15 protein-coding genes and 1 pseudogene are annotated in these 17653 nt (G+C 72.2%); 10 read left to right on the top strand and 6 right to left on the bottom strand.

Annotated elements, in window-relative coordinates; translation table 11 throughout:
* The first annotated feature begins 8 nt into the window (after window positions 1–8).
* Window positions 9–1511 (top strand): LVIVD repeat-containing protein, encoded by a 1503-nt coding sequence (locus tag ACZ5CR_RS24750; RefSeq protein WP_468860935.1) that lies wholly within the window; start codon window positions 9–11, stop codon window positions 1509–1511.
* A gap of 23 nt (window positions 1512–1534) precedes the next feature.
* Here ACZ5CR_RS24750 and ACZ5CR_RS24745 read toward each other — a convergent pair whose 3' ends face one another.
* On the bottom strand, window positions 1535–2215 hold the full coding sequence (locus ACZ5CR_RS24745) for a TetR/AcrR family transcriptional regulator (protein ID WP_468860932.1): 681 nt from the start codon (window positions 2213–2215) through the stop codon (window positions 1535–1537).
* A gap of 191 nt (window positions 2216–2406) precedes the next feature.
* Here ACZ5CR_RS24745 and ACZ5CR_RS24740 point away from each other — a divergent pair, with 191 nt between their 5' ends.
* Complete coding sequence (locus tag ACZ5CR_RS24740) at window positions 2407–2652, top strand: DUF2630 family protein (RefSeq protein ID WP_453541419.1); 246 nt, start codon at window positions 2407–2409, stop codon at window positions 2650–2652.
* A gap of 30 nt (window positions 2653–2682) precedes the next feature.
* Here the strand turns inward: ACZ5CR_RS24740 and ACZ5CR_RS24735 are convergent, their stop codons facing one another.
* From ACZ5CR_RS24735 to ACZ5CR_RS24720, 4 genes are all read right to left on the bottom strand, one after another.
* Window positions 2683–3384, bottom strand: a complete 702-nt coding sequence (locus tag ACZ5CR_RS24735; protein WP_468860930.1) for an HAD family hydrolase — start codon at window positions 3382–3384, stop codon at window positions 2683–2685.
* 58 nt (window positions 3385–3442) lie between these two features.
* Window positions 3443–4141 (bottom strand): phosphatase PAP2 family protein, encoded by a 699-nt coding sequence (locus tag ACZ5CR_RS24730; protein ID WP_468860927.1) that lies wholly within the window; start codon window positions 4139–4141, stop codon window positions 3443–3445.
* A gap of 135 nt (window positions 4142–4276) precedes the next feature.
* Window positions 4277–5212: a M56 family metallopeptidase gene (locus tag ACZ5CR_RS24725; protein ID WP_468860925.1), complete on the bottom strand. Its 936-nt coding sequence runs from the start codon at window positions 5210–5212 to the stop codon at window positions 4277–4279.
* Window positions 5213–5377: 165 nt separating this feature from the next.
* Entirely contained in the window at window positions 5378–5953 is a 576-nt protein-coding gene (locus ACZ5CR_RS24720) for a DUF5134 domain-containing protein (RefSeq protein WP_468860922.1), read from the bottom strand.
* Between the two features lie 191 nt (window positions 5954–6144).
* Here ACZ5CR_RS24720 and ACZ5CR_RS24715 point away from each other — a divergent pair.
* Both ACZ5CR_RS24715 and ACZ5CR_RS24710 read left to right on the top strand, forming a co-directional pair.
* Window positions 6145–7879: pseudogene (locus ACZ5CR_RS24715) on the top strand (FUSC family protein).
* Between the two features lie 37 nt (window positions 7880–7916).
* Window positions 7917–8555 (top strand): MarR family winged helix-turn-helix transcriptional regulator, encoded by a 639-nt coding sequence (locus ACZ5CR_RS24710; RefSeq protein ID WP_468860919.1) that lies wholly within the window; start codon window positions 7917–7919, stop codon window positions 8553–8555.
* Between the two features lie 26 nt (window positions 8556–8581).
* Here ACZ5CR_RS24710 and ACZ5CR_RS24705 read toward each other — a convergent pair whose 3' ends face one another.
* The gene (locus tag ACZ5CR_RS24705; RefSeq protein ID WP_468860917.1) at window positions 8582–9370 is read right to left on the bottom strand and encodes a FadR/GntR family transcriptional regulator; all 789 of its coding nucleotides are present in this window, start codon (window positions 9368–9370) and stop codon (window positions 8582–8584) included.
* A gap of 182 nt (window positions 9371–9552) precedes the next feature.
* On the opposite strand from ACZ5CR_RS24705, the gene ACZ5CR_RS24700 reads away from it, so the two are divergent.
* The 6 genes from ACZ5CR_RS24700 to ACZ5CR_RS24675 all read left to right on the top strand — a co-directional run bounded on the left by ACZ5CR_RS24700 (window position 9553) and on the right by ACZ5CR_RS24675 (window position 17580).
* Entirely contained in the window at window positions 9553–10785 is a 1233-nt protein-coding gene (locus ACZ5CR_RS24700; protein WP_468860915.1) for a M20 family metallopeptidase, read from the top strand.
* Window positions 10782–12227: an aldehyde dehydrogenase family protein gene (locus tag ACZ5CR_RS24695; protein WP_468860913.1), complete on the top strand. Its 1446-nt coding sequence runs from the start codon at window positions 10782–10784 to the stop codon at window positions 12225–12227. Before ACZ5CR_RS24700 ends, ACZ5CR_RS24695 begins: the two co-directional genes overlap by 4 nt.
* Window positions 12228–12357: 130 nt before the next feature.
* Entirely contained in the window at window positions 12358–13170 is an 813-nt protein-coding gene (locus ACZ5CR_RS24690; RefSeq protein ID WP_468860911.1) for an SDR family NAD(P)-dependent oxidoreductase, read from the top strand.
* A gap of 95 nt (window positions 13171–13265) precedes the next feature.
* Complete coding sequence (locus ACZ5CR_RS24685) at window positions 13266–13688, top strand: DUF3311 domain-containing protein (protein ID WP_468860908.1); 423 nt, start codon at window positions 13266–13268, stop codon at window positions 13686–13688.
* Entirely contained in the window at window positions 13685–15226 is a 1542-nt protein-coding gene (locus ACZ5CR_RS24680) for a sodium:solute symporter family protein (RefSeq protein WP_468860905.1), read from the top strand. The genes ACZ5CR_RS24685 and ACZ5CR_RS24680 overlap by 4 nt, the downstream gene beginning before the upstream one ends.
* Window positions 15226–17580 (top strand): penicillin acylase family protein, encoded by a 2355-nt coding sequence (locus ACZ5CR_RS24675; protein WP_468860902.1) that lies wholly within the window; start codon window positions 15226–15228, stop codon window positions 17578–17580. The genes ACZ5CR_RS24680 and ACZ5CR_RS24675 overlap by 1 nt, the downstream gene beginning before the upstream one ends.
* The last annotated feature ends 73 nt before the right edge of the window (window positions 17581–17653 follow it).

Genomic DNA, 17653 nt, shown 5'->3' with positions numbered 1-17653 from the left:
AGGACGCAGTGACCCTGTTGAACAATTCCCGAACACGGCGCAGACGCTTGGGCGTCGGTGCGGCCGCGCTCGGTCTGATGGCCGCGCTCTTCAGCGCGGCGCCCGCCGGAGCGACGCCCGACCCGGGTGACTCGCCCGCCGCGCCCAAGAGCGTGTCGAAGAGTGACGCCGCCGACGCGAAGGCGGCCATCAAGGGCGGTGAGATACCCGCGCCCGACGAGATCGTGCATTCGGACAACATCAAACATCTCGCGAACATCCCCAAGGACGCGCTGCCGGGGTACAACACCGACCTCGCCTTCCAGGGGAAGTACGCCTTCGCGGGCAATTACGACGGCTTCCGCATCTACGACATCAGCAACCCGAAGAAGCCGCGGACCGTGTCCCAGGTCCTGTGCCCCGGCTCGCAGAACGACATCTCGGTCTCGGGCAACCTGCTCTTCCTCTCCACCGACTCCTCGCGCAGCGACAACTCCTGCAACAGCACCACGCAGCCCGCGACCGAGAAGTCCTCGTGGGAGGGCATGAAGGTCTTCGACATCAGCGACAAGTCGAACCCGAAGTACGTCTCGGCCGTCGAGACCGCCTGCGGCTCGCACACGCACACCCTGGTGCCGGAGAAGAAGAACGTCTACGTGTACGTCTCTTCGTACTCCCCGAGCGCGACGTTCCCGGACTGCCAGCCGCCGCACGACGGCATTTCCATCATCAAGGTGCCCCGCAAGGCCCCGCAGAAGGCGGCGGTCGTCGACTTCCCCGTGCTCTTCCCGGGTGAAGGCCCCGACGGCGGTGGCAACCCCGGCGGGCCCACCAACCCGGGCGTCTCCAAGACCACCGGCTGCCACGACATCACCGTGCTGCCCTCCGAGGACCTCGCCGCCGGTGCCTGCATGGGCGACGGAATCCTCTTCTCCATCAAGAACCCCGAGAAGCCGAAGGTCATCGACCAGGTCCAGGACAACAAGAACTTCGCGTTCTGGCACTCGGCGACCTTCAACCAGAAGGCGAACAAGGTCGTCTTCACCGATGAGCTCGGCGGCGGTGGCGGCGCCACCTGCGACGAGGCGACGGGTCCGGAGCGTGGTGCCAACGGCATCTACGACATCAAGGGCAAGGGCGATCACCGCAAGCTCGTCTTCAAGAGCTACTACAAGATCCCGCGCCACCAGGCCGCGACCGAGAACTGCGTCGCCCACAACGGCTCGCTGATCCCGGTCAAGGGCAAGGACCTGATGGTCCAGGCGTGGTACCAGGGCGGCGTCTCCGTCTGGGACTTCACGAACTCCTCGAAGCCGAAGGAGATCGGCTACTTCGAGCGCGGTCCCCTCTCCACCGACGCGATCCAGCTGGGCGGCTCGTGGTCGGCGTACTACTACAACGGCTACATCTACTCGAACGACATCGCCAAGGGCTTCGACGTCCTGAAGATCGACGACAAGCGGACGGATCCCGCCGAGCGGGTCCGCGTCCGTGAGCTCAACGTCCAGACCCAGCCGGATTACTTCGACTGACCGGACCGATTCTCCTCGGTCGGCTACTTCGACTGAGCGGGACGCCGAGCGGACCGCGTCTCCTGCGCGGACTGATCGTCGACTCGTGCATGCGTCCCGCCGGGCGGTTCATCGCCCGGCGGGACGCCCATGTCCCACGCGAGCCCGTACCGCTGGAACAGCTCCGAGCGCAGCGCGCCCGCCGGCATCGGCGCCCCCGGAAGCAGCACCGCGAAGACCGCGCCCATCAGCAGCGCGCGCAGCAGCGGATAGTCGGCGTCCACATCGAGCGACCCATTGCGTACGACGGTGTCGCGGAGCAGTTCGGCGAGTTGCTGCTGCTCCGGGCAGCGCACGAACCCGTCGGCCTGCAAAATCCCCGCCATGTGGGTGCGCATGAGGACGGGCTGGTCCCTGGCCAGGCCCAGGATCGCGTCGATGGCGCGGGCCAGGAGCTCGTCCCCGTCCGTGGCCCGGGGCTCGCGTTCGAGCGCGGCCTCAAGGGTGCGGTGCATCAGGCGGTGCACCGCCGACTGAAGGAGCTGCCGCTTGCCGGGGAAGTAGTACGACACGAGGCCGCGGGCCGAGCCCGCGCGGTCGGCGATGTCGCCGAGCGTCGTCGCCTCATAGCCACGCTCGCTCACCAGCTCGACCGTGGCTTGGAGGAGCCGTTCCCTGGAACGCCTTCGCAACTCTTCATTGACCGATGCGCTACGCGGGGACATCCTGTAACTCCTGCGTTGACTGGCTCTCAGCCAGTATACTCAGCGTCTCGGACCAAGACGCCAAGGCGGGTCTTTCACGGTCCGGTGCGACCTGGGGCAGGCAACACCGCGGGGGAGTGTTGCCTGCTCACGGGTGCCGATCGGCCGAACCCTCCCTACAGTGGGCCGGGGGGCCGAGGAGGCGTACTGAGATGGATCAAGAGCAGATTCTGTCCCGGATCTCGTCGATGGTCGACGACGAGCGGACGCTGCGGGACTCCCTTGCGTCGGGCGCGATCGACGAGTCGACGGAGCGCGCGAGACTCGGCGCCATCGAACGGGAACTCGACCGCTGCTGGGACCTGCTGCGCCAGCGGCGCGCGAAGGCCGAGTTCGGCGGGAACCCGGAGGAGGCGCGGGTGCGGCCCGTCGCCGAGGTCGAGGGCTACTGGTCGTAGGCCCGCTGTCCGGGGACGACTGGCGACGCCTCAGCCCTTGTCGACGAGGCCGATGACGGGACGCAGTCCGTCCGGCCGCCGGTCCACGGGCAGATGGTCCACGAAGTGCACGGCGCAGCCGAGCGCGGCGGCGCCCGCGTCCGCGTGCCGGTCGTCGCCGACCATCAGAGCGTCCGCCGGATCCACACCGATGGCCTCACAGGCGCGCGCGAACAGGCGCGGGTCCGGCTTCTGGACCTCGTGCTCGTACGACAGGGCGTACGCGTCGACGTACGGGTCGAGACCGTGGGCGCGGAAGACGGGGCGCAGATCCCAGCCGATGTTGCTGACCACCGCGACAGGGACGCCCCGCTCCCGGAGCCCGGCGAGCACCTCGGCGGCGTCCGCGTAGGGACGCCAGGCCTCCGGCGTCATATGGCGGTCGTACAGGGCGTCGTGCAGATGCGGTGCGGGCAGCGGGACCTCGCGCGACAGGCCCGTGAACGCGGCACGGTGCTCTGCGGCGCTGCGGTCGCGCTGGGCCCACAGCTCGGCGAGATGGTCGGGCACCTCCGTGGGACGTGGCCCGCCGGGCAGCGCGCCCGCCCGATCCAGGTCGGCCGTCAGGCGCTGGATCTCCGCTTCGGGGAGCGGAAGCCGGGCCTCCTGGAGTACCGCGCGCAGCCAGGCACCGGTGGACTCGATGCGGAACAGGGTCCCGGAGAAGTCGAAGAGCGCACCCTTGATCACCATGGCAAGGATCCTCCGTGACCGGTCGGCGGGCGGTCAAGTGGGCCCGGAGGCAAGCCCGTTACGCGGGCCCTGCGGCGCGGGCTCCCGGCCGGTACGCGTACGTGGCGATCGCGAGCGCCACCATGAGGGCGCCGAGCAGCCAGCCGCCGACGACGTCCGACGGCCAGTGCACGCCGTTCCAGATCCGGGTCACGCCGACCCCGACGACGGAGACCACGGCGATCGTCACACCCGTGCGCCACAGGGCGGGCCCCGCGCCGTACATACGGAGCAGCCACAGGAGCAGCCCGCAGACGACCGTCGCCGTCAGGGCGTGCCCCGAAGGGAAGGCCGCGAAGTGCGCGGAGTCCACCGGGTCCGGCCATACCGGGCGCGGTTTGTCGACCGCCGCCTTGAGCCCCTGCTGCACCACGGTGCCCACCGCGCAGGTGACCGCGAGCCACAGCGCGAGCCAGTACGCGCCGCGGAAGGCGAGCCACAGCACGGCCACGGTGATCAGCGCGCGCATCGTCCACGGGTCCCACACCCAGTCGGTCAGGACGCGGCTCGCGTGGGTGAGGCCGTCGTGCGCGACGGCCCAGCGGTGCGTGGTGCGCGCGATGTCGCCGTCGAGGGTGCGCAGCGGGCCCCACTCCAGCTCGACCAGGAGGATCAGCAGGGCCGATGGCACGCACAGGAGTGCGGCGGTGAGCGTGGCGCGGGATGTTCGCGGGCGGGTCGGACCGGGCGGCGAGTCGAGCGGTGCGGCGGGGTGCATGAATAGATCCTCGCCGACGGGCGGCGGCGAGGGCCATCCCGGGGCGCGGTCCCGGTGCGTCCAGGCGGCCTCGGCTTGGGCTCCAGGGGGTACTCGGGCTTGGGCTCCAGGGGGGCTCGGCTGGGCGGCAGGCCGCTATCCCAGCGCGCGCAGCCCCGGCACGAACGTCACAAGGAGCGGAATCACCGGCACCAGCGCCGCGGCCGCCGTCAGCCGCAGCCGCCGCCCAGCGGTGAGCCGCGGCCGTGCGGACAGCAGCCGGTGCACCCGCTGCGGCACGTGCGCGTGCGGGGTCGGGCAGGGGCCGAACACGCCCCGGTCCTCGTTGAGCTCGACCAGTGCGAGAGCGATCGTCAGGCGTCCGAAGCGCCGTGAGGCCACGTCGTCGGCGGCCAGCTCGACCAGGCGGTGCATCTCGCCCCGGAACGCGGCGAACACCGGCACCTGCGGGAACCCTGTGGCAAGCGCGCCCGAACAGTGCAGGAGCCAGTCGTGCCGTGCCTGGGCGTGCCCCTGCTCATGGGCGAGCACCGCATCCAGCTGACGGCCCTTCAGGCGGCGCAACGCGGCGGTGGTGATGACCAGTTGGGGTGCGGCGCCCGGCAGCCACCAGGCGTCAGGGCGCTCGCCCTCCAGGACGACGAGACGGTCGGCGCCGGGCTCCTCGCCGGGCAACAGCGGTGCGCGCAGGAGGAGTTCACTGCGTCGCTTGCGGCGCCTGGTGCGCGCCCGGGCGATCTCCCGGGTCAGCATCGCGGCGGTCCACACGGCGCCCAGGGCCAGCGCCACGGCGGTCGCGGGCGCCCAGGAGCCGCCGGCCCCCAGCGCGTACGCCTCGACCACGTCGTGCGGCGCGGGCGCGAAGACATGGCCGCGTACGGCCTGCCATGCGGCGGCGGCGCTCAGGGTCATCGACAGGGCGCAGCACATGAGCACACCCGCCACGACGCACTGCCACGCCCACAGCGCGACCACCGGTTCGCGCTCCGGCCAGTCGGCGCGTGCGAGGAGGCGCGGGGCGACGACGGCGGTGAGGGCGCCCAGCAGCAACAGCGCAACGGGGAGCAACATGCGTCAAGACTATGAGGGTGGCGCTGTCGGAGGGTACGACCTGTCGCCGAAGGTGACGCACGCCACGGCAGATCGCGGGATATCACCCCATACGGCCCCGCGGATTCCGCAGGGCGGGGCCCTCTGTGGCTTCCAAGGCTTCCACGGCTTCCATGGCTGCGGCGGCTACAGGGTCAGCAGCATCGCGATCATGGCGATGCCCATGGACAGCCGGCACGCCATCGCCAGTTCCGTACGGTCGCCCCACCCGATGGCCGTGCCTCCGCCACCTCCCTCCGCCGCCGCGAGCGTCGGTACGGGTGTCGGTACGGGCAGGAGGCGGACCCCCGACCAGAGCACGTATCCGGAGAAGTACAGCAGCATGACGCCCGTGAGCGCCGGTGCGCCCCCGCCGCCGTGGCCCGTGTGCGCGGTGGGGGTCGTGGTCATGGCCACCGCCATGTAGACCATGGCGCAGGCGCCGACCAGGTGATGCAGGTGGTGCCGAGCGCGTCGCGCCGCCCACAGGGCCCGGAGCGCCGCCACGCCGAACACGGCCGCGTACCCGAGCCAGGCCCACCGCGGCGGGGTCAGCACGGCCGCGGGCAGGGCCATCAGAGCCATCCCGAACCCCATGAGCGCCTCGCCGCCGGCCGCTCGGCGCTGTTCCTCGATCCTGCTGCGCATCCGCAGCAGACAGTAGGACCCGGTCGCTGCGCACAGCGCGACGAGCAGCCAGCCGGCCTGCGCCGGTCCGTGCACCGCACACCTCCCCGATCGACGGTGTCGTCGGGTCGATGCCCTCGCACGGGGCGTCGTATGCGAGCGCACGGGTGTACGCGGGGAGCGCGGAGGGAGCGGACGGGCCGTGGCGGAGGGGGCGGACGGGTCGTGACGGAGGTGACTCCCGGAGTGAATCGTTTCCGAGTAAAACACTTGCTAATGTTCTAGGTATGAGCAGTACACCGCCACCCTCACCCCGCCCGTCCGGCCCCTCCCGTGTCCGCCTCCGTGACCGCTTCCGTGCCCGTCTCCGTGTCCGCCGACTGCCGCTCGCCGGTGTGCTGCGTCCTGGCAAGCCGTCCGACATCTGGTTCAAGCCCGCGTCGAGCGTCGTCGTCGCCACCGCGATACCGAATCTGACGCTCCTCGCGATCGGCCGCCTCGACCTCGTCATGTACACGATGGCCGGATCGTTCTGTGCCCTCTACGCCCACAACCTCCCCTACGCGGCGCGGGCCCGCGCCCTCGCCGGGGTCGTTCTGGGGATGCTGGCAAGCGTCGGCGTCGCCATGGTCGCCGCCTCGCTCACCACGTCGGCGGCGGTGCTCGTGGCCGTCGGCGCGCTGCTCGCCGCGGCGCAGAAGACGCTCTGCGACGCGACGCGCATCGGCCCGCCCGGCCACCTCATCTTCACGTTCATCAGCTCCGCCACCCTGTTCGCGCCGCAGGCCATCGGACAGGTCCCAGGACACCTCGCCCTGACGCTCGGCGCGGGCGCCGTGGCCTGGCTCGTCGGCATGGCCCCCGCCCTGGTGCGGCCGCACGGCCCCGAGCGCCGGGCCACCGCGCGGGCCCTGCACGCGGCAGCCGCGTACGCCGAGGCGTCGGGCCCGGGCCGCGAGCGGGCCCGGCCGGGCGCGGCGGCGGCCGTGCACGCCGCCTGGCAGTCGCTGCTCGCCACCGGCGCCCGCACGGCGGCGCGCCGCGCCCTGGAGCGCCTGGTGATCCGCGCCGAGGAGGCACTGGCGGCGCCGTCGGCGGCGGACCCCGCCCAGCTGCGCTCCTGGGCGGCGGGGCTGCGCGGCACGGGTGCGGTGCCGCGCCCCGGCGTCGTACGCCCCGAAGCTGATGACGAACTCATCGGAGTGGAAGCCGAGTTGGCGGCCCCAGCCGCGAAGGGCGCCCTGTGGCGGCGCCTGGGCCCCGGATCCCCGCTGCTGCCCATCGCGCTGCGCACGGCCGTCGGCTGCGCGCTCGCGGGGTACGCGTCACTGGCGCTCGGCGTCGGCCGCCCCTACTGGGCCCTTGTCACGGCGGCCTCGCTCTACCAGGCCAACGTCACGCTCACCTGGAACAGGGGAGTGCAGCGCGTGGTCGGCAACCTCGTCGGAGTGCTCGCCTTCGCCGCGATCGCCCCGTTGGCCCACCTCAGTCAGGCCACGCTCATCATCTGCTGCCTGGCCCTCGCCTTCGGAGCGGAGGCGCTGATGGGCCGCAACTACTGGCTCGGCAGTGTGTGCGTCACGCCGATGGCCCTCCTCGTCACCGAGTTCGCACGGTTCCAGCAGCCGGGAGGCCTCATCCTCGACCGGATCGTGGACACGCTCGTGGGCGCGTTGCTCGGCATCCTCGCGGCGATCGCCGTCACCAACCGGCGCGCCGCCGACCACATCGAGCTGGCCATCGACGCCACCGACCGCGCCCGCGCCCGCGCCGAACAGGCCCTGGCGGGACCGCTCCCCACCCCCGGCGCCCTGCGCCCTGCGCCCGGCGCGCCGCGGCCTGACCGCCGCCCTCGTCGACCTGCGCACCGCCCACGACGCGGCGGCGGGCGAATGGTGGCAGCGCGCCCTGCCGGACCAGCGGGTGATGCTCGCCGAGCAGGCAGGACACCGTACGCTCGCGGCGACGGTACGAGGCATGGAGCAGGGCGAGCGGGTACGGGTACAGCGCGTACGGGCATGACGGGCCGGGCTGGGCGGAAGGGCGAGGACAGGGGCGCATGAGGAACGGGAGCGAACGGGACGCGGCGGCGGAAGCCGTGGGCACCCGTGCGGGAGACGGCGGCGCGAGCGGTGCCGCGGTCGGCGCCGCGGGCGCGGCGGGCAGTGCCCCCGGCGTCGGCGTGCCCCGCGACACCGTGGCCGCCGTCGTGCGGCAGTGGCAGACGGTGCGGCCGGACATCGACACGGGCCCGATGGAGGTCATCGGCCGCATCAACCGTTGCGCGGCCCTCCTGCAGCAGGCCGAGGACGCGCCGCTGCGCCGCGTCGGCCTGACCCGCCCCGAGTTCGACCTCCTCGGCGCGCTGCGCCGCACCGGCCACGAACTGACCCCCGGCGAACTGGCCCGCGAGACCTTCTCCTCGGGCGCCGCCGTCACCAAGCGCCTCAAGCAGCTCCAGGAGCGCGATCTCGTCGACCGGCGCGCCGACACCCGTGACCGCCGCGTGTCGCACGTCGGTCTGACCGAAACGGGCCGCGACCTGGTCGACTCGATCCTGCCCGACCAGCTCGCCTACGAGACGGTTGTCCTGGCCGGTCTCGACGGGGAGGGTCAGGGTCAACTGAGCGCCCTGTTGGGTGAGTTGCTGGGCCAGCTGGAGGGGCGGCTCGGGCTCTCGCCAGGGTTCCGGGGCTGAGGGGCCCGCGGAGGGGCGCGGGGGTGTCAGTGGTCCTCGACGGAGGCCGCCAGCAACTCCCTCGTCTCGGGCTCCACATGATCCGCGTAGTACTCGTGCAGCGCTGAACGGCCAAGACGGGCGGCCGACGGCCCGTCGCCCGCGGTGATCGCCGCAAGGACCTCGCGGTGGTGGGCTATGGAGCGCTCCATCCAGGCCGTGGTGTCCGCGACGCCCGCGATCTTCTTCTCGATGACATCGACCACCGCCTCGTGCACGGCGCGTGCGCACAGGCCGAGGAGGGAATTGCCGCTCGCCTCGGCGATCGCGCGGTGGAAGAGCGCGTCCGCCTCGCTGAACGCGTGCAGGGCCGCCGGGCCGCTGCCGCCGCTTTTGTCGCTGAGCGATTCCATGCGGGTGATCTGCTCGCGCATCCGGGCGAGGTCGTCATCGCCGTGCAGGCGCGCCGCCAGACGGTTGCTCTCGGCGTCCAACACCATGCGGAACTGCACCAGTTCGCCGAGCGTCGCCACGCTGGAGCGGGTGAGGCGGCCCAGGGCCTGGCTGAGATTGTCGGGGGAGACGCCGAGCACCTCGGCGCCCAGCGGGTCGCCGGGGCGGGAGCGGATCAGGCCCGCCGACTGCAGGACGCGCAGCGCCTCGCGGACCGTGGAGCGGCCCACGCCGAAGCGGTTGACCAGCTCACGCTCGGCGGGCAGCCGTGCGCCGGGGGGCAGATCACCGCTGAGGATGCGCTCCTCGATCTGCTCCGCCACCCGCTGATAGGCCCGGACCGGTGTGACCGGCCGGAACAGGTCGGTGTCGTCGGCGGCCATCGGCCCGCCCCCTCCACGGTACGTAGCTGACACGCGATATCGGCGCGAACGTCGATGCGGACATCGGCGCGCGAAAACCAAGATCTGATGGTTGACCCGGCCATGAACGTGGAGGCAGAGTACGGGAACTCAACTGGTCTGACCAGTCGACTGGCCTCGTGGCCGACCGACTTGGAGGTTCCATGCACACCAGCTCACGTCACAGCAGCTCGAGCGCGCCCGTGACGGATTCGGCCGTCGTCGCCTTCACCCAGGATCTGGTCCGGCTGCGTACCGTCAACGCGGCCGGGTCCACCGAGGTCGAGCGGCCCGCGGCCGAACTCGTCGCCCGGCTCTTCACCGAGTTCGGCTGGACGTACGACGTGGTCGAGGTCGCGCCGGGGCGGCCCAACACCGTCGCCGTCATCGAGGGCGGGGGAGGCGAAGGGCCGACCCTGATGTTCGAGGGGCACATCGACGTCGTCACGGAGGGGGACCCGGACGACTGGAGCGTCGATCCCTACGGCGCCGAGATCCGGGACGGCAGACTGTGGGGGCGCGGCTCCGCCGACATGAAGTCCGGTGTCGCGGCGATGATCTACGGGGTGCGGGCCCTGCAACTCGCCGGGCCCTTCCCGGGCCGCGTCGTCCTCGGAGTGCTGTGCGACGAGGAGGGGCTGATGCTCGGCGCGAAGGCGTTCGCCGCGACGCCGCTCGCGCGTGAGGTGGACGGGGTCATCGTCTGCGAGCCGGAGGGGTACGAGGTCTGCACCTCCGCCCGTGGCGGCATCCGGCTCCGGCTCGATCTCGACGGGGTGATGGCCCACGGTGCCATGCCCCAGGAGGCCAAGAGCCCGATCGTCGCCGGGGCGCGCATCGTGGAAGCCCTCGGTGACGTGCAGACCTGGGCCCAGAAGCGGTACGGCACCCATCCGCACGCCGGGAGTGTGACGGTCACGCCGACCGTGCTGCACGGCGGCGACCCGGACCAGCTCAACGTCATCCCCGCACACGGGGTCGTCGGCATCGACGTCCGTACGATTCCCGGGACCGATCACACGGAACTCATCGAGCGCGTCCGGCAGTGCGCGCTCGACGCGGCAGGAAGTGTGGGGGTGGGCGTCGGGCTCACCGTCGTCGACGACCGGCCCGCCATCGAGATCGCCGAGGACCATCCGGTGGTCACCGCCCTCGTCGACGGGCACCGCCAAGTGCACGGCGCCGCACCGCCGTTCGGTGCCGTGCCCGGCACCACGGACGGCACCATCCTCACCCGCGATGCCGGTCTGCCGACCGTCGTCTACGGACCCGGCGGGAAGTGGATCGCGCACCAGAAGGACGAGTTCGTCGAGGTGCGCGAGATCGGCGAGTACACCCGGGTGTACGCCGCCGCGGCGCGCTCGTTCCTGACCGGCACCACCGGAGGTGCACGATGACGACGACCTGTCCCGAAGGGCTGCCCATCGGGGACGGCTGGGTGTCCGCGCCGGAGAGCAGGACCGTCCTCTTCCCGTACGACGGCACGGAGATCGCCGCGGCGCCGGTCGGCGACGAGGACCTCGCGGGGCGGGCCGTCGAGCATGCCGCGGCGATCCGTGTGCGGGTCGGCAGGCTGACCGCGGGCGTGCGGCGGAAGGTGCTCACCGGGGTCGCGGTGGCGCTTGCCGACGCGGCGGCCGAGCTGGTGGACCTGCTCGTCCTGGAGACCGGGAAGCCGCGGGTCGACTGCGGGGTCGAGATGCGGCGGACCGTGGCCACGTGGCAGGCCGCCGCGGACGAGGTGGCCCATCTGCACGGCGAGACCGTGCCGCTGGACCTCGAGACGTCCGGGGAGGGCCTCTTCGGCTTCTGGACGCGACGGCCCGTGGGCGTCGTGGTCGGCATCGCGGGCTTCAACTACCCGGTCCTTCTCGCCTCCCACAAGATCGCACCGGCGCTCGCCGCGGGCTGCCCGGTGATCGTCAAGCCCGCCCCGGCGACACCGCTGGCCACCCTGCGGCTCGTCCATCTCGTACGGGAGCAGCTCGTGGCGGCCGGCGCGCCCGCCGGAGCGGTGCAACTCGTCACGGGGGACGCGGAGGTCGGCCGTACGCTCACCACGCATCCGCAGGTCGCGGCGGTCTCCTTCACCGGGTCCGCCGCCGTCGGGCACCACATCGCGCGGGACGCGGCACCCCGCAAGGTGGTCCTCGAACTCGGCTCCAACGCGGCGCTCGTCGTGGCGGCGGACGCCGATCTCGACGCGGCGGCGGACGCGGTGGTGCGGGGCGGGTTCTACGCATCGGGCCAGGCCTGCATCTCCGTACAGCGGGTCATTGTGGTGGACGCGGTGGCGGACGAGTTCGAGAAGCGGCTCGTGGAGCGGCTGCCGGACGTGGTGGTCGGCGATCCCCGAGCCCCTGAGACCCGCGTGTCGGCGCTCATCGACCAGGCGGCGACGGAGCGGGTGCTCGACCGGGTCGAACGGGCACGGGCGGCCGGCGCACGCCTCGTGGCCGGGGGAGTCCGCGATGCGGGCGGCAGGTGCATCGCCCCGACCCTGCTCGCCGAGGTACCCGACGGCGAACCCGCCTGGGACGAGGAGATCTTCGGCCCGGTCGTCTGCCTGCGCGCGGTGCCGGATCTGGACACCGCGTACGACGTGGTCAACGCCAGCCGCTACGGCCTGCACGCGGCCGTCTACACCAGCGGCCTGAAAGCCGCCCTCGATGCCGTGGACCGCCTGGAGGTCGGCGGCGTGGTGGTGAACGAAGTCCCCGGCTACCGCAGCGACATCGCCCCGTACGGCGGCGTCAAGGACTCGGGCATCGGCCGCGAGGGCCCCAGGTTCGCGATCGAGGAACTGACGGTGACGCGGATGGCGGTCATCAGGCCCTAGGCCGTAGGCCTTCAGCTCAGGCCTTCACCCACGGCTCCCACTCTCGACCTTCACCCACGGCCCTCACCCTCGGCCTTCAGCAGACAACGGTCGGTCAGCCGACGTCCCCGGCAAGAGAGGCATCACCACCATGGATTACGGCAATCTGTTCCGGCTCGACGGCCGCCGCGTCGCGGTCGTGGGCGGCGCGAGCGGCATCGGCCGCGAGGCCGCCCGCGCGCTGGTCGCCCAGGGCGCGCAGGTCATCGTCGCCGACCGGGACACGGAGGGAGCGGCGGAGACGGCGGCGCTCGCGGTGGGGGAGAGCGGGGCGGGCGGTACGGCGTCGGGCCGGAGCGCCGGTACCGCCGTCACGCACCCCCTTGACGTCCTCGACCCCGACGCCGTCCGAGCCGCCGTCGCCGCATGGGGAGCGCTCGACGGGCTCGTCGTCACCGTCGGGGCCAACGTGCGCAAGCGCATCGCCGACTACGGCCTCGACGAGTTCGACCGCGTCATCGCGCTGAACCTGCGTTCCTACCTCACGCTCATCCAGGCCGTGGCCCCCGGCATGGCCGAGCGCGGCCGGGGGAGCGTGGTCGGGTTCGCCTCGATGCGGGCCTTCCAGGTGGAGCCGGGTCAGGGTCCCTACGCAGCGTCCAAGGCGGGCCTCGTCCAGTTGTTGCGGACCGCCGCCGCAGAATGGGGGCCGCAGGGCGTGCGGTTCAACGCGGTCGCGCCCGGCGTCGTCCGTACTCCGCTCACCGATCAGATCGCCGCCGACCCCGCATGGTTCGATGCCTACGCCCAAGCCTCCGCGCTCAAGCGGTGGGCCCGTGCCGACGAGCTCGCCGGAGCCGTCGCCTATCTCGTGTCGGACGCGTCCACCTTCGTCACCGGCACCGTGCTGAGCGTGGACGGCGGCTGGACGGCGGTCGACGGGCGGTACGACCCCTCCGTGTGATCCCGCGTGATCCCGTGTGATCGTGATCGCGTGTGATCCCCTGCGGCCCCGATCGATCCTCCCCGGCCTCCCCGCCCCCCCCAAGGAGCCCCCTCATGCCCCCGACAGCCGAAGACAGCGGCTCGCAGCGTCCACCGGCCCCACCGGCCCCACCGGCCCCACCGGCCCCACCGGACCCACCGGACCCCGTGGCCTCGCCGCTGGACGGCCTCCCCACCCTCCGCGGCGTGGCCCGGCCCTCCCTCTGGCTGCTCCTCGTCCCCGTCCTGCTCTACGGCGCCGCCCCGTTCGTGGCCAACCGCATCGAGCCGCGCGTCCTGGGCGTCCCCTTCCTCCTGGCCTGGGTCATCGCCGCCACGGTGATCAGTCCCCTGGTCATCTGGCTCGCCGCCCGGCTCGACCCGGCGTACCGCGTGAACGCCGTCGAGCCCATCCCGGCCGACGACCACGATGACGGCCACGCCGACGACCACGCCGACGACCTCCCAGGCGCCGACACCGAAGGAGGCCGCCGATGAACGGCTCCGCAGCCGTCGCGACCACCATCTTCGGCCTCGCCATGGTCGCCACCATCGGGATCGGCGTATGGAGCGCCCGCGGCCGGTCCAAGGGCCTCGCCGAGTGGTCCGTCTCCAGCCGCGGACTCGGCGTCCTGTTCATCTGGCTGCTCATGGCCGGCGAGACGTACACGAGCTTCTCGTTCCTCGGCACCGCGGGCTGGTCGTACTCCTTCGGCGCGCCGATCCTCTACCTGGTCGCCTACCTGACCGTCGGCTTCGCCGTCGCGTACGTCGTCGGCCCCGCCCTGTGGACGTACGCGTCCCGGCACGGCCTCATCTCCATCGCGGACATCGCCGAATTCCGGTTCCGCTCACGCCCGGTGGGGATTCTCGTCGCCGTCGTCGCGACGGTCTTCATCGTCCCCTACATCCAGGTCCAGATTCAGGGCATGGGCGTGGTCGTGAACGCGATGACGTACGGCAGCGTCGATCTCAAGGTCGCGGCCGTCATCTCCTTCGTCGTGGCCGAGGTGTTCATCCTCGTGTCAGGGCTGCGCGGCTCGGCGTGGGTGAGCGCGCTCAAGGACATGCTGGTGATCGTCGCCGTCGTGTTCCTCGCCGTGTACATCCCGATGCACTACCTCGGCGGGTTCAGCGACTTCATGCAGCGCATGGTGACCGAGAAGCCCGAGTGGCTGACCTTCCCCGGGCACGAGTCCGGCGGGCGCAACGCCATGTGGTTCCTGAGCACCGTCGTCCTGAACGCGGTGACGATCACCATCTTCCCGACCACCGTCGCCGGATACCTCAGCGCCAAGAGCCCCAACGCGCTGCGTCGCAACGCGCTGCTCCTGCCCTGGTACCAGCTGCTGCTCTTCGTCCCGATGGTGGTCGGCGCCACGGCGCTGTTCGTGATGCCGACCCTGGGCAACCCCGACCTGGCCCTCTTCAGCCTCGTCACCGACTCCCTGCCCTCACCCGTCGTCGCGCTCATCGGCGTCGCGGGCGCCCTCTCGGCGATCGTGCCGATGAGCGTCTTCATGCTCTCCATCGGCACGCTGTGGGGCCGCACGATTCTCGGCGGCGGCAACGGCGCCGATCCGCGGGCGCGCCGCCGTGCGCTCGGCACGTCCGGCGACGCCCACGACATGCGGGCCAAGCGGCTCTCCCAACTGGTGTGTGTCATCGCCGGGTTGATCGCCCTGGCGGGAAGCCTCTTCTATCCGAACACCCTCGTGGAGCTCTCCGTCCTGTCGTACGAGGGTCTGGCGCAGCTCGTTCCCGTCGTGCTGCTCGCCTTGTTCTGGCGGCGGTTGACCGCGCGTGCCGCCGTATCCGGGATGCTCACCGGGCTCGCGGTGATGACCTTGCTGTGGGCCACCGACAACGACCCGTACCACGGTGTGAACGGCGGCATCATCGCCCTCGCCGCCAACCTCGTCGTGCTGCTCGCGGTCGTCTGGCTCGCGCCGGGGCCAGGACCGGCCGCGGTCTCCTCCGCGACCCCGGCCGTCCCGGACGAGAGCGCGGCGAAAGCCGCCTTGAAGGAGACCTGATGAGCGATGTCTTCGAGGTGCCCGGACTCCAGGAGCCTGTGGAGATCCGGATCGACCAGTGGGGCGTCCCGCATCTGTACGCCGCGTCGCAGGACGACCTCTTCCTGGCCCAGGGCTTCAACGCCGCCCGCGACCGCCTCTTCCAGCTGGACCTCTGGCGGCGCCGCGGGCTCGGTCTTCTCGCCGAGGTGTTGGGGGAGCGGTACGCCGAACACGACCGTGCGGCGCGGCTGTTCCTCTACCGCGGTGACATGGCCGAGGAGTGGCGTGCGTACGGGGACGACGCGCGACGGGTGACGGCGGCGTTCGTCGACGGCATCAACGCGTACGTGGCGCTGTGCCGCGCGGATGCGAACCAACTCCCGCCCGAATTCGCCCTGTTGAAGTACGAACCGGCGTACTGGCACCCCTCCGACGTGGCCCGCGTCCGCAGCCACGGTCTGCAGTACAACCTCCGCGACGAGGTCGCCCGCGCCCTCACCCTGCGCGACCACGGCCCCGAAGCGGAGGAGCTGCGCCGCCGCCGCGAGCCCGCCCCGCACCGGCTGCGGGTCCCCGAAGGACTCGACCTGTCCGTCATCCCGTCCGACGTCCTGCGCGTGTACGAGATGGCCACCACGCCCCCGTGGGCAGCGGGCGCGGCGCCCCGCCAGGGCCTGGACGGCTCCAACAACTGGGTCATCGCCCCGTCCCGGACCGCGACCGGCCGCCCCCTCCTCGCCAACGACCCGCACCGCGGGATCGCCCTGCCCGCCCTGCGTTACCTCGCGCACCTCTCGGCGCCCGGCATCGACGCCATCGGGGCGGGCGAACCGGCCCTGCCCGGCATCTCCATCGGCCACAACGGCCAGGTCGCCTTCGGTCTGACGATCTTCCCGATCGACCAGGAGGACCTGTACGTCTACCGCACGAACCCGGCGAACCCGCACGAGTACTGGTACCAAGGCCGCTGGGAGCCGATGAAGCGCGTCACGGAGTCGATCCCGGTGCGCGGCGGCGACGCGGTGCCGGCCGACCTGTGGTTCACCCGGCACGGCCCGGTCATCCGTGAACTCCCCGAGAAGAACGCCGCGTTCGCGGTCCGCGCGGCCTGGCTCGGCCCCGGGATGGCCCCCTACCTGGGCAGCATGGACTACATGCGGGCGGCCGACCCCGACGCGTTCGTCACGGCGATGCGCCGCTGGGGAGCACCCGGCGAGAACCAGGTCTACGCGTCCCCCGACGGCACGATCGGCTGGCGCCCCGCGGGCCGTGTCCCCATCCGCCCCGGCTGGGACGGCACCCTGCCCGTGCCGGGCGACGGCCGCTACGAATGGGACGGCTTCCTGGACGTGGAGGAACTCCCCTCGGTCCGCGACCCGGCCCAGGGCTGGTTCGCCACGGCCAACCAACTGAACCTGCCGCCCACGTATCCGAACGCGGAGAAGACGGTGACGTACGACTGGTACGCACCGACGCGCCACGACCGCATCACGGAGAGACTGAGCGCGCACGCGGCCTGGACGGTCGAGGACTGCGTAAGACTGCAGACGGACCATGTGAGCCTGCCGGGGCGGCGGGTGCGGGCGCTGCTCGCGGGGTTGCGCGGCGGGGGCCCGGCATCCGAGGCCGCCGCGTCCGGCGACCCCCTCACCACCGCCCTCGTCCTCCTGGGCGACTGGGACGCCCGTCTCACCGTCGGCTCCCCGGCCGCCGCCCTCTTCGAGGTCTGGTACCGGCGGCACCTGCGGCCCGCCCTGCTGGCGCGTGCCCTCGACGAGGTCGTGGGCGAGGAGCAGCGTGAGCGGGCCCTGGCGCGGGTCCTGCCCGTCGAGGACGCGGCGGCGGACGCCCGCGTCGATCTGGAGCTCCTGGAGGGCGACCCGGATCCCGGGTTGCTGCTCGGTACGCTCTCCGAGGCGATGGACGAACTCAGCGGGCTCCTGGGCGCCGACCCGGCCGCCTGGTCCTGGGGCGCCCTCCACCACGCCCACCCACACCACCCCATCGCCGCCCTGCTCGACGGCCCCGCCCCGGACTGGGCCTCCGTGGGCCCCGTACCGCGCGGCGGCAGCGGCGACACTGTGGGAGCCGCCGCCTACGGGCCCGGATTCCGGCAGACCGCGGGGGCCACCTTCCGGATCGTCGTGGACGTCGGCTCCTGGGACGACTCCGTGGCGATGAACTCGCCGGGCCAGTCCGGCGTTCCGGGCAGCCCGCACTACGACGACCTGTTCGCGAGCTGGGCCGCCGACGGTTCTTTCCCGCTCCTCTACTCCCGCGACGCGGTGGAGAAGCACACGCGGCGGACGATCACACTGCGACCGTCCGCCGCCGCGAAAGCTCAGGGGGTGGTCGACCCGAAGGGCAGATAGTCCACCTCGTACCCGAAGCAGCGGGGACCGGTGAGCGGGAGCCCGCCCGGAGTGATCCAGCGGGGGGTCGCAG

It is taken from the genome of Streptomyces sp. NPDC031274, assembly GCF_055570235.1.
Note: the sequence above shows the minus strand (reverse complement) of the source record. Positions and strands in the feature narration are given on the sequence as shown.

Bases quoted from the DNA above. Each gene is read 5' to 3' on its own strand.
- ACZ5CR_RS24705 (WP_468860917.1), bottom strand. From the start codon at position 9,370: ATGGCCGCCGACGACACCGACCTGTTCCGGCCGGTCACACCGGTCCGG.
- ACZ5CR_RS24695 (WP_468860913.1), top strand. From the start codon at position 10,782: ATGACGACGACCTGTCCCGAAGGGCTGCCCATCGGGGACGGCTGGGTG.
- ACZ5CR_RS24745 (WP_468860932.1), bottom strand. From the start codon at position 2,215: ATGTCCCCGCGTAGCGCATCGGTCAATGAAGAGTTGCGAAGGCGTTCC.
- ACZ5CR_RS24700 (WP_468860915.1), top strand. From the start codon at position 9,553: ATGCACACCAGCTCACGTCACAGCAGCTCGAGCGCGCCCGTGACGGAT.
- ACZ5CR_RS24725 (WP_468860925.1), bottom strand. From the start codon at position 5,212: ATGTTGCTCCCCGTTGCGCTGTTGCTGCTGGGCGCCCTCACCGCCGTC.
- ACZ5CR_RS24740 (WP_453541419.1), top strand. From the start codon at position 2,407: ATGGATCAAGAGCAGATTCTGTCCCGGATCTCGTCGATGGTCGACGAC.
- ACZ5CR_RS24680 (WP_468860905.1), top strand. From the start codon at position 13,685: ATGAACGGCTCCGCAGCCGTCGCGACCACCATCTTCGGCCTCGCCATG.
- ACZ5CR_RS24730 (WP_468860927.1), bottom strand. From the start codon at position 4,141: ATGCACCCCGCCGCACCGCTCGACTCGCCGCCCGGTCCGACCCGCCCG.
- ACZ5CR_RS24690 (WP_468860911.1), top strand. From the start codon at position 12,358: ATGGATTACGGCAATCTGTTCCGGCTCGACGGCCGCCGCGTCGCGGTC.
- ACZ5CR_RS24735 (WP_468860930.1), bottom strand. From the start codon at position 3,384: ATGGTGATCAAGGGTGCGCTCTTCGACTTCTCCGGGACCCTGTTCCGC.
- ACZ5CR_RS24685 (WP_468860908.1), top strand. From the start codon at position 13,266: ATGCCCCCGACAGCCGAAGACAGCGGCTCGCAGCGTCCACCGGCCCCA.
- ACZ5CR_RS24710 (WP_468860919.1), top strand. From the start codon at position 7,917: ATGAGGAACGGGAGCGAACGGGACGCGGCGGCGGAAGCCGTGGGCACC.
- ACZ5CR_RS24675 (WP_468860902.1), top strand. From the start codon at position 15,226: ATGAGCGATGTCTTCGAGGTGCCCGGACTCCAGGAGCCTGTGGAGATC.